The following is a 12812-nucleotide window of genomic DNA, read 5'->3' as shown; positions in this document are numbered from 1 at the left end:
AGGAAGGGATAGTATGAAAAAAACACTCTCGTTATTCGCTCTAACGTTGTGCTCAACGTCAGCAATGGCTGACTCTTGGATTTACGCTGGTGGTCAAATTGGTCAGTCCGATATCGACAGCGAAAATGATACAACTTATGATATTCATGTCGGTACTGGTATTTTGCCATTCATTGGCATTGAAGCAGGCTACTTTAACCACGGCAAAGTGGATTTATCTTTGAGTGGCAGCAGGGGTAGTGCTGATTTTGATTCATTCTATTTAGCGGCGAAACCTAGTATCGACTTCGGCCCGTTACACGTTTACGCAAAAGGCGGCATCAATGCATTCAACGTTGATTATGACGGCGGACTGAGAAACTTAGACAAAGATGATGGCGTCTCTTACATGTATGGTGTTGGTGCCGAATACTTCTTGCTTGACAATGTGTCTGTGGGCGCGAGTTATCAAGCGTTTGGCGTGGATATTGAAGGCGATAGCGATACCGTTAGCAGCGTAACAGGGAACATCACCTTCCATTTCTTATAACGCTCGCTGGATGAAAGGTTTGCTGATTTGGTTTCGTCGTTAATTGTGAAACCAAATCAGCGCAGGTCTTCTCTATTTGCGCTGTGACTGGCTATGAACTTAAGTCTTTCTTGTGTCTTTTCTAGTCTACAACCTACGACAAAATCAATCGTTAGACCTCATAATTTTTGTGTTGATATTATTTCCCCTTCATCTGTCTCGAATTGAGCTTAAAATGCAATAAATCACGACTTTTTGCAAAAATATGTGATTGCTGCTAAAATTTGTCCCGCTTTAAAACTTTAGAGTTCAAATTAATGGAGGGCGGTATTGGAGTTCTTCTCACCTGAGGGGCGTTTCAAATTCACGTTAAATTTGTATTTATGGATAATGCATTTAAAAAATATAGTATTGATACAACCGATTATCAGGTTGGACAGGATAACGTTCAAAAGTGGGGATTCGATATACATAACCCGGTTTTTGGCATTAGTGCGGGGCTCGTTGTTTTCTGTCTGATTTCACTTCTTCTTGTTGAGCCAACCACTGCTCGTGACGTATTAAACGGTCTAAAAAACGGAATTATCGAACAGTTTGATGCGTTTTTTATGTGGTCGACAAACTTCTTCTTATTGTTCGCCGTTGCTCTTCTTTTTTCTCCGCTAGGTAAAATCCGCTTAGGTGGCAAAGAAGTAACGCCGGATCACTCAACCGTTTCTTGGTTGTCGATGCTTTTCGCCGCGGGTATGGGTATTGGTCTTCTGTTCTGGAGTGTGGCTGAGCCGACCGCGTATTTCACTGATTGGTGGGGAATGCCACTTAACGCAGTACCATACACCGAAGAAGCAAAATCCCTTGCGATGGGTGCCACTATGTTCCACTGGGGTGTGCATGGTTGGAGTATTTACGCACTCGTTGCACTAGCATTAGCGTTTTTTGCCTTTAACAAAGGTTTACCACTTTCATTGCGCGCGGCGTTCTATCCAATTTTTGGTGACCGTGCATGGGGTTGGTTAGGTCACGTTATTGATATCCTTGCCGTTTTGTCGACGCTATTTGGTCTTGCAACGTCGCTAGGTCTAGGTGCTCAGCAGGCGACCAGTGGTATTAACCATGTCTTTGGTCTAGAAGGCGGCATTGGTACACAAATGATTGTGATCACCTTCGTTACCTTTATCGCGGTGTTATCAGTGATTCGTGGCATTGATGGTGGTGTTAAGCTACTGAGTAACGTCAATATGGTGGTTGCGTTTGCGCTGCTTATTTTCATTACCTTCATCACGTTTGATACGGCGTGGAGCTCGCTACGCGACACAACAATGGCTTACATTGAAAATATTATTCCATTGAGTAACCCTCACGGTCGTGAAGATGAAACTTGGATGCACGGCTGGACGGTATTCTACTGGGCTTGGTGGGTATCTTGGTCACCGTTTGTTGGTATGTTTATCGCGCGTGTGTCTAAAGGTCGTACGGTTCGAGAATTCTTATTCGCAGTCATCGTTATTCCTACAGTTGTTACTTTGATTTGGATGTCTGTGTTTGGTGGTATCGCGCTTGACCAAGTGGTGAATAAAGTTGGTGAGCTAGGTGCAAATGGCCTAACTGATATTTCATTGACTCTGTTCCATGTTTACGATGCGCTTCCGTACAGCTCAGTGATTTCAATGCTTTCTATCGTGCTGATTCTGGTATTCTTTATTACATCGTCAGACTCTGGCTCGCTGGTTATCGATAGTATTACCGCCGGTGGTAAGATTGATGCACCAGTACCGCAACGCATTTTCTGGGCGTGTATTGAAGGTGCAATTGCAGCCGTAATGCTTTGGGTTGGTGGTAAAGAAGCCCTGCAAGCATTGCAATCAGGCGTTGTTGCAACAGGATTACCGTTTACTTTTGTTCTGCTGTTGATGTGTGTCAGTTTGGTGAAAGGGTTAAGAACTGAACTGCCAGCTTACAAATAAATACAACGCGATCCATGATTGAGTTTAAATGCCGAGCCTAATGTGCTCGGCATTTTTTATTTCTACTTTTCTTTTCCAATAATTTCGTTACAGTTTAGGCTTATTTCCACCTCATTAAACTGCATTATGTCACTGGCTAAACTCATTCTTATTCGTGGACTTCCGGGTTCAGGTAAAACAACCTTAGCAAAACAACTGGCAATAGAGCTTGGTGCTAAGCATTTTGAAGCTGACATGTATTTTGAAAATGATGAAGGTGATTATCACTTTGAACCGGTTCAATTACCTCAAGCGCATGAGTGGTGTTTTCAGCAAACTAGAAAGTGGTTGAACAAAGGGAGAGTCGTGATTGTGAGCAATACGTTTGTTCGACATTGGGAGATGAAGCGTTACATGGACTACTGCATGAAGAAGCGCATCGAGGTGGAAATTAAAGTGTGTCACGGAGCGTATCAAAGCATTCATGACGTGCCACCAGCGACGATAGAAAAGATGCGCCGCCAGTGGCAAGAGTGACCGTTACCAGAACCGGAAGTTATTGACCTCGTCCGTCAATCATCACAACGAATGTTTTGCTCATGATTGAAAGGTCCATTGAAATCCAAGAGTAAAACGAACCTAAGCTTAGTGCGTAACTGTGGTCAAACCCAACTTTGCGTCTTACATCTTCAATGCATGCATCATAGCCTTGGTTAACCTGAGCTAAGCCTGTGATACCCGGTAACACGCCATATGTGCGCTCTACAAAATAGGGGATTTCATCTTCTAATTTCTGGTAGAAAGCTGGGCGTTCTGGGCGCGGCCCAATCATCGACATTTCACCTCTCAACACATTAAACAGTTGAGGTAGTTCATCTAAACGCGTTTTGCGTAAAAAGCGTCCTACTGGCGTGATGCGGGGATCATTTTCAGTTGCCCATACTGCGCCAGAGCGTTGCTCTGCATCAATATACATGGTGCGAAACTTCATGATTTGAAAAAGATCCATTTTTTCTGGTGTGCAGCGTCCTACTCGCAATTGGCGATAAATCACAGGGCCTTTCGATGTGGTTTTGATCGCTAGCGCGATAAATGGGAATAGTGGTGCAGTGACGACCAAAATAAGCATTGCAACCAGTACATCAAACGTTCTTTTTGCGTGGCATACATTTGAATCGTAGCGTGAGTTTTTCATGATGCTTTCCTTATTGGTTGACGCGTTTCCAACGTCCATTTTCCATTCCGAGCAAATACTTCATACCGCCGATAAAGTTGGCGAGATGACCAATGACGATGTAGCTAATCAGCTTAAAAGGTTTAATAGTGTTAAGTGCTGGCATTAAGTAAGTAATAAGCGCGATGCTGTAAATACCAACTTGTGCGAACAGCATTACTTGAAACAGCGGACTGTGTGCCAGTAGTAGTGAGCAAATAAAGCAAACAATCATCAAATAGGGTGTTGCTAAGCGCAGAACCTTTCCCGATAGAAATGCAAAGGCAGTGCCACGATAACGAGGTAGCAGTAATTTCTTTAATTGCATGAGCTGCTGCATGTTACCCGCTGAAATTCTTAGGCGTCGTTTGAAATCTGCGTCGTCTGAGCTTTGTTCGAGCTCAAGAGCCAGCATGTTTGGCTCGTAAATAGCGCTATAGCCTCGCAAAACGATTCTCATAGGGAGAATAAAGTCGTCATTAATGGTGCTAACTTCCAGTGGTTCAAATAAGTGAGTTCTGAAAGTGTAAAACGCACCGTGGGAACCAATCGTTGAACCTAACAAGGATTCTTGGTGCTTTACTCGAGACTGGTATTGCCAATACGCCGCTTCACCTTGGTTATTAGTGCTCATTATTTGATATGTTGCGTTAACCACTCCAACGTTCTCATTTTGATAATGCTGACTAGCTAGCAACAGAGAATCGCAAGAAATCAATGCCGACGTGTCACTCAGTGCGGTAATGTCCGAGCTAACATGACGCATTTCTTCGTTGAGTAGGGCAACTTTACCGCGATTGATTTGGTGATCATTAATAATGAACAGAGTATCAGAGCAGATTGCTTCTTGAATTGTCGCTTGAGCAATCTCGGCTGTGTTATCTGTGCAGCCATCACATGCGATCACTACTCTTAACTTATCCCTTGGGTAATCTAGGCTCGCAAGGTTACGGATCTTCTCTGCTATCCATTGTTCTTCATTGTAGGCGGGCACGATGACAGTAATAGAGGGTAGCTGGCTGTCTGTTTTGGAGGCTTTGTAAGCTCGCTCTACAAATGGTGCTTTGGTTTCGTCTTGCTGTTTTAAAGGAAGCCACTTAAGGAGCAGTGGATACCCAACGTGATGATAGACAATCAAAAACGCGGATAAACCAAACCCTATAATCCAAAGTAAATCATTCATAGCTAGCCTCCTTGGCCAAACGTGAGTAGCGACTCACCATGTCTCTGATATCAAAGTGTTTGAGAATAAAAGTTCGAGGAGAATGGTGTGATGATTCCAGTTGCTGTGATAACGCTTCGGCCAACGAAAACACGCGATTTGCTTCAACCAGTGTGCTGTTGTTCGGACAGAGCGTCTCTTTCACGCCGCCAACATCCGTCGCGACGCAAGGAATGTCACATGCTTGAGCCTCGAGGGTTGAGAGAGGAAATCCCTCTTGAAGTGATGGTAAGCAAAACAAGTCTAGGCTTTGGTAAAAGCTGGGCATATCGTCGACCAAGCCTAAAAAGGTTACTCGATCTTCAAGTTTTAACGTTCTAACTTGTGCTTCCAATTGAGCTCGCTGAGAACCATCTCCAGCAATGGCTAGGTGTGTGTTTGGCGTAAGATGAGAGAATGCTTCGATAAGCACTTTATGGCCTTTAACTGCTTCTAGACGCCCGGCAACGCCAATCACGATTTTGTCGGTTGGAAGTTCAAACAAGTGTCTTGTTGCCGTTTGGTCACCGCTTTTAAACTTCTGACAGTCAATCCCGTTATGGATAGTACAAACTTTGCGATACTTTAACTTGGTCTGTATTTGATGGGCGACGAAGTTAGCATCGGCAACCACTTGCGGGCGAATCATCGTTAGCAAAAGGGACTGTAGTTGAGCTGATTTTTTGTTATTAAGGTGCCATGCGTCGTGCTCGGTATGAATCACTACAGGTACGTGCGCTAAACGTGCAGCAATACCACCATACAGAAGTGGGCCGATATGGTGAGTGTGGACCACGTCTGGTCGCATTCTTTTTATCATTGAAGTCAGTGTAGCGATGGTCTTCCCGCTGAATCCAGGTCTTTTATTAAGAAAGTGCAGTTGGCCTTGGTAGGGCAATAGTTTTTGCCAGCATTGCAGTGCTTGCGCTTTGCTTCCCTCTAAACTTACGACAAAAACGGAATGGTTTGGCTGCGCAAAACGAAGCATTTCTAGTACGAGCGTTTCTAAGCCGCCAGGAGCTAAGTGCTGCACGACGTGTAATATCACTTTTTTGCTGTGCTTAGTGTTATTGTGCTTTTGTCTGACTTCCATTTTCAAACCCTCGTTGAGTTCTTTGTTTATTTAGGAATTGCAGACAACGTGCCAAGAAATTAAACATTTAAAAACAATAAGTTAGCTTCAGTTCTTGTGAGGTTCTATGTTTATTCTCAATTTGAGATTCATATTAGTGGACATGCTATGAGGCTGTATAAGGCAGTAGTAAAAGAAAAGCACTCGCCGACCGAGTGCTTGTAAATGAGTTCTTATGGCGGTTAGTTTCCGTACACTACGTTAGGTAAAGTGGTGATGACAGGAACACCAAGGTGTTTTTCTAATGCTCTTTTTGAGCGGATAGAGTTATCGGCTAACTCAAGTATCGTCGCTAATCCAATGCCTAAACCAGCGCCACCAATAAATCCTAAAATGACAAATACAAAACTAGGTAAGTTAGTTGGAATCGTTGGCGTGAACGGTTCATCAATGATTTTTACGCGCTTATTCTCTTCAAACTCTCCCAAAGAACCCGTTAGTTGGGCCATCTCATAGCGTTCGACGAGTTCATCATACATTTCTCTCTTCACTGCGACGTCACGAGCTAAGCGGTTGATTTCTGTTGCTGTGCTCCCAAATTGGTGCGCATTTCGCTCTAATTCTTGGATCATGTCTCGCAAGCTGTTGGTTTCTTCCGTAAGTGCTTCAAAACGTCCGCGCATCATTTGTAATTGATGTAGTTGGGAGACAAGTAGAGGCTGTGCTTCGCCAAGACTGTTTACTGTGGTATTGCTCGCGATATCCCATAGTTGAGCACTGTTTAGTTCTGGTTGTTTAGAGTTCAAGAGTACCGAGCGTTCCTGCTCCAACCGGTTTAATTCTCGCAACTTACCTTGCACCAAACTATGCGCCTCTGTGTATTTAGCGCGAAGCAGGGTAAGTTCACTACGAATGTCGATGATTTGCTCTTCCAGTTTACCGATAACCGGGTTCGTTTTGGATAGTTGTTGATCCAAACTGCCTAGACTTCGTGAAACACCAGCAAGCTCCGCCTCCTTTTCGGCTAGCGTTTGTTTGAGGCTAGCAAGGCGAGTAAGGCTTTGAGCTTGCATTTCGGGCGTCGCGTCTGAGTAAGTATTTTTATACTCTGCAAAAGCTTGTTCAGCCTTGTCTAGTTCTTCCCTGCGTTTGTTGATATGGATAGTCAAAAAATGACTCGAATCTTTAATCGAAGAACGCTCAGGAGCCAAAAGCTGTTCGACAAAATGCTCTCTGACAGAGAGCAGCATCGACTCCATTCCTTCTGATTTACCACTTTGCAATTGAATTTGAATGAAGTCTTTACCGAGTGGCTGAACAGACAGGCGCGACGCAAGATCTTTTATGATGAACTCTTGCTCTTTTGCACTCATCTCGTCATTGATCAGCGATTGTTCTTTTGCGACAGAATACAAAACGTGTCGGCTTTTTAGCAGAGTACTGAGTGCGCTCAATCGGTCTTTAAGCATTGTTGAGACGGCAAGGTCTTGAAGGAACGGGTTCATTTTCGCTGTTTCTTGAATAAGCATGCTGGTGTGAGCAACATAAGTCGTCGGAACCAGCTTACTTACGATGAAACCCAGCACCGGCAAGACAAGCATAGGGATAACGATCATGTAACGACGTCGCCAAGCGCCATGTAGTAATACACTAAGGTTCTCTCTCAAATCGTTCATAGCGTCCTCACTAATTTCTCAACTTGGTTGGCTCTTGCTTCCCAGCTTTGCTGTTGAACATATTGCTTTGAGTTTGCTGGGGGTGGGAGCAAGTGATCGAGACTGGCACATACGTCTTCTAAATTTTGAACTACATGGAGCATATGCTTGTAGGGCATTAATGCAGGAAACGGTGTGCTGATAACAGGGGTTCCTGTTGCCAAGTACTCAAGAAGTTTAAGCGGATTACATGCCTTGATTTGAGCGTTATCAACAAAGGGCAACCAACTGGCATCCCAGTGTTGGGAGTAACGTGGCAGAGTGTGATGCGCTCTCGGGCCCAGGTAGTATACGTTGCATCTTTGTGGAAGTGGATTATCACTGAACTCGTTAGGGCCGATGAACACGAGATCCCAGTCAGGCGCTTGGTCTGCGACTTGGGCAATTAAGTCGTAGTCTAACCATTCAGACAAACTGCCATAAAAGCCCAGCACTTTGCGACCATTATTAGGAAAATCTTCAGCCTTAGGTGCTGGCTCAGAAAACAGACTAAAGTCGACACCGTGAGGCAAAGTGACGGTTTTACCAGATGGAAATCTGGTGGAGAGTGTTTCGCTTGCCGTAAAGATAACGCTGGCCGCATTAACAAGAGTACGTTCGTGCTTGGCCACCGTGTCGTGGTCAACACCAGCTAAAGCGCTAAAGTCATCGCCACAATAGTAAATCAGTCCACGTGGGTTCATTTCTGCACAAAGATCGGCAGCAGTCGGGAGCGACGTCCAAAATACAGGCTTATCAAAACCAAGAGCTTGTAATTGTTTATTGAGTTGGTGTTTCATCATCTTAGCGGCCACTTTTCTTGCTAATGCAGAACTAGGGGCAGGAATGGTGAGCAAGTTGATGATGTGAATGTTTGGGTTTGTTTCAGAGTCCAATGTTGGCTTGTGTGAGCCTACGTTATGAAATACACGAGTGAGTTTGTTTAACGCACGCTGTATGTCTTTAGAATCCAGCTTAGGTTGACGAAGGCCAATGGAGTTCACCCAAAGGATTCGATGGTTCGCTGCTAGTTGCTTGACAATATGCTGAGTGGAAGAGGGTAACCCACCAAAATCTTCTCCAAATACTACGATGTCCGTCATGTGGCTCTCCTTGAGTCTTGGTTATTTGATTACTAATTAAGTGAGTAATCACAATGCGTGCCAAGGAATTAGCCATTTTAAAACAGTGAGTTATGGGTTTTGTTTATGTTTGAAACTAGGATTTCTCATTTTGACAATCACTTTGAACGATTCGGCTAACGACAACCGTTAACGCCGCTAGAATGTAAATTGGCCAAGTGAAACCTTGAGTCAGAAACGTACCTGATACGATGGTACCGATAAGCCCACTTAACACGGCGTTTGCTCCTACAGAGAGGGTGTAATCTGATTTTGGTGTCAGCAATGAGATGGAATGCAAAGAGGTGCGGATCAATGACACAATTAAAGTAATGAACACCGCGAGCCCGACAAAACCCGTTTCTGCTAACACGCCAAACCAAGTACTATGGACGGCGTGGTTGATACCATCCCAGTGTGGGCTATAGAAATAGTAATTAAAGTAGAAGTTATCTAGACCTACGCCAGTCAACGGGTGATGCAGCGCCATTTTAAATGCCGCTTCCCACGCATAAAGTCGCCCCATCGCAGAGGCATCTATACCATCCTCAGCGGCTCCCCCCGATTCTCGTCCTGAAATACCAGCGAATGCGTAGAGTACGATCGCTGCGATAGCGCCTAATACCAAGACTAATGTTTTGCTTTTGATGTGTTTAAAAGCAAAGTAGGCAAATACAGACAGTGAACCTAGTAACCCCCCGCGGCTCTGCGTCTCGATGATCGCAAAGAACAAAACCAAACAGGTGATAAGGGCAAAGAGTCTGAGATGCTTGGGGGAATGTTTCTCCATCAATTGACTAACGGTAAAGGCAAGGGGAAACATCAGCACTAGTGCCAAATCGTTAGGATCACCAAGTACGGAACCTATGGATCGTCCTATCGACACGCGCGTCCCTTCAACCAAATCAATGCCATTCGCAGCGTTTTGTAATGCCACTAGACCAATCAATAATCCGGCGAAAATAATTGCTTTTGACATCTGAGCGAGCTGTGAAGGTTTAGTAATAAGCCAGGTGATGGCCAACGTCATAATGATGATTTTCCAATAGGTGTTTTTGAACACCGTTATTGCGATATCACGACTGGAAGCGAATATGATTCCGATGATCACCAGACCCCAAAATATACACAGCCACTTTAATGAAGGGTGCCAAAAAGCTGTAATCTGGCGGCTTATAAGAAGGTGAAAAGCGAGTGCGGCGAGTGCCCCCAATGATAACAGTAATGGGATCTTGAAGTTATAGATAACAGGAAAGGCTTCGTGAATACGAAAGAATGAAAAAATAACGAACAGTGTGACAAGCCAAAACGTTTGATTGAGAACAAACAGTAACGCGAGTGGTGCGAAACACAACGCAACAATCAAAATGGGATGAGGCATAACAACCCAAAGCAGGCCGATACCGACAGTGATCGTCAGTGCTGCGATGGACTGTTTTGTTCTCACCTTGGTTTCATTCATAACGAGTATCTCTTCACCTGTCCACGCCGTTTCACTATGTATCGAGTGAGAGCATTGAGCGTCTCTTTAGTCATGTAGCGAGTGGCTATCCCTGCCAGCAAACTGCATGTCAAAATGCAAATTGCGATGGCGATTCCTATTGATTGTGAAGAGTGAAGCAGGAACAGTGCCACACCGGATATAATCTGTAATAAAACCATCAGACTTAGGTGAAAAGGCAACGTCATACATTGTTGGCCTACTACATAAGTCAGGCCCAGCTTACACAGTTGTGCGTAATAAAGCGCAATGAACACACCATAAATACCCAGAGAAGATAAGCCAAACAGCAAAGCAATCGCAACGCACGCAGAGACGACATTTATACCCAGTAGCCAGCGAGTACGACGCTTGTACAAAATGGAGATGTTAATCAACTCACTCCATTCTTTTAACATGGCGATAGGTAGCAAGAATAAGCTGAATAGTACCGCCTCATGATAGGTTTCTGGCAGTAAGTAGGTGATCATCACCATTGCTAATGTACCGACCACTACACTCAAACCTGTAATGTAAATCATACCTAAGTGTGTGATGCGCACTGCTTCAGTGTTCTTGCGCCCTTCTAAGTAGTTAAATCGACGTGGCATCCACCACATGCCAAACGGCTGCACTAAAATACACATGCCCACTGCAAATTTTACCGCTATCGCGTAAATCCCTAACGTCGCAAGAGAAGTGTTGGCACCAATGAACCAGCGTTCAGCGCCATTGAGACAAAATGCTACTAAACCGGCCATCATCATTGGTAGGCAGTAGTTTAGGTATTGTTTTGCCAATGTCAGCTTAGGCAGGGTGACATTGTAACGGTTAACGATGTGCAGCCAAAAAAATTGAGTAATAGCAGCCAACAAGCCACCCCACAAAACAGAAATAACATGGGGATGAACAGACAGCGCCGCGACGATAAAAATGACCTGAAAAATGGTGGTAGTGACCATGACGTTAAGCAGAGTTCTTGCTTTGTCGTCTTGTGTTCTTAACCAGGCAGTGCCGATTGCAATACTGCCTTCTAGAACGATGGCAAACATAACAATAGCAAATTCGACTCGCGTAAAAGGCGCGGGAATGGGGGCGATTAAAATGATAGTGAGCAAGCTAAGAGCGACGACGCCAGCGATGAGTAAAGCAAGTGAGTACAGCTGGTTTAGTAGGCTTGTGCGCGTATTTTTATCCTTTTCAACGCCGACGAATCGATAAAGCGCTTCATGCAAAGCGAAACTGACAAACAAGGTCGTAACAACACCAAAGGTTGTTAGAAGCTCAAGCTTGCCCATTTGTTCTGGTGAGAGAAAGTGGGGCAATACAGGCAGCATGATTAGGCTGATGCTTTTATTGATCACTAAGGCGATAGCAAATAGCGTCATGTTGGTCATTGCTTTAGACATGATCATATCCTTTGATGTCTCGCGGTGTCTTGAGTGTGCAATCATTGTTGGTAGCAATTTCGGCAGCAAGGTGCTGGGCGATTGGCAAATAACAACGTTCGGCTGTGTATAGTTGAGAAACATTGAGTGCTTCGATACCCATCGTTACTTTCATCCACGGCGATTCATTCAAAAGGCGAATTGCGTTGTGTAACGAAGCCACATTGTTAGGCGAGTATTTAATACAATTTCGGCCGTGAGTTAACACGCGGTCCCAATAACTATCATCATGTGGAATGACGACACACATACCTGCAGCGAGCGCTTCCAAAATAGATAACCCAAAAGGTTCGTTGAGACTGGTGGAAACAAACACACCACACTGTGAACGCAATTCATCTAAGTTGTTTGGGCACTCATGCCATTCAACACCTTGTGTGTTGAAGTCCGGTGTTGAATATTCCACACCTGCCACGTTAGGTTTGATGTAACACACGGTGGATTTGATCTTTTTCGACTCATCAAGTGTTAAAGCATCAAGCAAAAGATCGATGTTCTTCCATTTTAGTAAGCTAGCTGCCCAGAAAACGCGGCTTGAAATCGGATTCGCTTGTTTTGGCCAGCGATCTTTCGATAATCCATTAACAAACGTAGATGTATTCAAACCACACCAATAGCGTTCGGTGGCTGGCTTCTCTGTTTTGAGGTAGGCCTGTAATGCTTCTACCATTGATTCGCGGGTGTTTGCCAAGTAGTAAATTGCCGATGCTTTTACTAAGCAGTAGCCAGCAGATCTCGATCGTCCGATAGGGCCATGAACCATCTGTACCACAGGCTTTTTGCTAATTAATCGTAGTAAGTACAAAGGCATATCATTACTTGGGCAAGATAGGCCCAAAAAGCTATCTATTTTTGGCAGCTTCATGCACGCGTAGAGAAGTTGGAGAAAGTAGTAAGCGTTCATCAACCAGTAGGTCAGGCCATGAGTCGAGTTAAATGGTGATGGTTTTATTTTTATAACTTGCACACGCGGTGTATCACTAAGCAGTGACGCCCAATGCTCTGGATTTGTAGTGAGTAGATAACCAATCACGTTCAGCTTATCGCACTGCTTAAGGAGCTCTGCATTCGCGATTTTGGATCCACCTTGCATTGGGATGGCGTCGAACATCAATACACGTTTCATGACCGG

The 12812-nt window shown here is 44.5% G+C and carries 11 protein-coding genes; 3 read left to right on the top strand and 8 right to left on the bottom strand.

The annotated features are described in order from the left end of the window. The first annotated feature begins 13 nt into the window (after positions 1-13). From R7Z49_RS10815 to R7Z49_RS10805, 3 genes are all read left to right on the top strand, one after another. Entirely contained in the window at positions 14-529 is a 516-nt protein-coding gene (locus R7Z49_RS10815; protein ID WP_318111648.1) for an outer membrane beta-barrel protein, read from the top strand. A gap of 362 nt (positions 530-891) precedes the next feature. Continuing rightward, positions 892-2472, top strand: a complete 1581-nt coding sequence (locus R7Z49_RS10810) for a BCCT family transporter (RefSeq protein ID WP_318111647.1) — start codon at positions 892-894, stop codon at positions 2470-2472. A gap of 126 nt (positions 2473-2598) precedes the next feature. After that, positions 2599-2988: an ATP-binding protein gene (locus R7Z49_RS10805; RefSeq protein ID WP_005377656.1), complete on the top strand. Its 390-nt coding sequence runs from the start codon at positions 2599-2601 to the stop codon at positions 2986-2988. 19 nt (positions 2989-3007) lie between these two features. Here the strand turns inward: R7Z49_RS10805 and R7Z49_RS10800 are convergent, their stop codons facing one another. From R7Z49_RS10800 to R7Z49_RS10765, 8 genes are all read right to left on the bottom strand, one after another. Then, the gene (locus R7Z49_RS10800) at positions 3008-3646 is read right to left on the bottom strand and encodes a sugar transferase (protein ID WP_005377654.1); all 639 of its coding nucleotides are present in this window, start codon (positions 3644-3646) and stop codon (positions 3008-3010) included. Between the two features lie 10 nt (positions 3647-3656). Next, on the bottom strand, positions 3657-4847 hold the full coding sequence (locus R7Z49_RS10795; RefSeq protein WP_318111646.1) for a glycosyltransferase family 2 protein: 1191 nt from the start codon (positions 4845-4847) through the stop codon (positions 3657-3659). Next, positions 4840-5958 (bottom strand): glycosyltransferase, encoded by a 1119-nt coding sequence (locus R7Z49_RS10790; RefSeq protein WP_005377651.1) that lies wholly within the window; start codon positions 5956-5958, stop codon positions 4840-4842. The genes R7Z49_RS10795 and R7Z49_RS10790 overlap by 8 nt, the downstream gene beginning before the upstream one ends. 221 nt (positions 5959-6179) lie before the next feature. Continuing rightward, entirely contained in the window at positions 6180-7613 is a 1434-nt protein-coding gene (locus R7Z49_RS10785; RefSeq protein ID WP_005377649.1) for a GumC family protein, read from the bottom strand. Further along, a complete protein-coding gene (locus R7Z49_RS10780) occupies positions 7610-8734 on the bottom strand; it encodes a glycosyltransferase (RefSeq protein WP_258489955.1) in 1125 nt (374 codons plus the stop codon). The genes R7Z49_RS10785 and R7Z49_RS10780 overlap by 4 nt, the downstream gene beginning before the upstream one ends. A gap of 115 nt (positions 8735-8849) precedes the next feature. Further along, positions 8850-10214: an O-antigen ligase family protein gene (locus tag R7Z49_RS10775; protein WP_162497020.1), complete on the bottom strand. Its 1365-nt coding sequence runs from the start codon at positions 10212-10214 to the stop codon at positions 8850-8852. Then, positions 10211-11641: a lipopolysaccharide biosynthesis protein gene (locus R7Z49_RS10770; RefSeq protein ID WP_318111644.1), complete on the bottom strand. Its 1431-nt coding sequence runs from the start codon at positions 11639-11641 to the stop codon at positions 10211-10213. Before R7Z49_RS10770 ends, R7Z49_RS10775 begins: the two co-directional genes overlap by 4 nt. Continuing rightward, a complete protein-coding gene (locus R7Z49_RS10765; protein ID WP_186584272.1) occupies positions 11634-12806 on the bottom strand; it encodes a glycosyltransferase in 1173 nt (390 codons plus the stop codon). The genes R7Z49_RS10770 and R7Z49_RS10765 overlap by 8 nt, the downstream gene beginning before the upstream one ends. Between the last annotated feature and the right edge of the window lie 6 nt (positions 12807-12812).

Source organism: Vibrio sp. 1562 (assembly GCF_033340155.1).
In the GTDB taxonomy this organism is placed as follows: domain Bacteria; phylum Pseudomonadota; class Gammaproteobacteria; order Enterobacterales; family Vibrionaceae; genus Vibrio; species Vibrio alginolyticus.
Note: the sequence above shows the minus strand (reverse complement) of the source record. Positions and strands in the feature narration are given on the sequence as shown.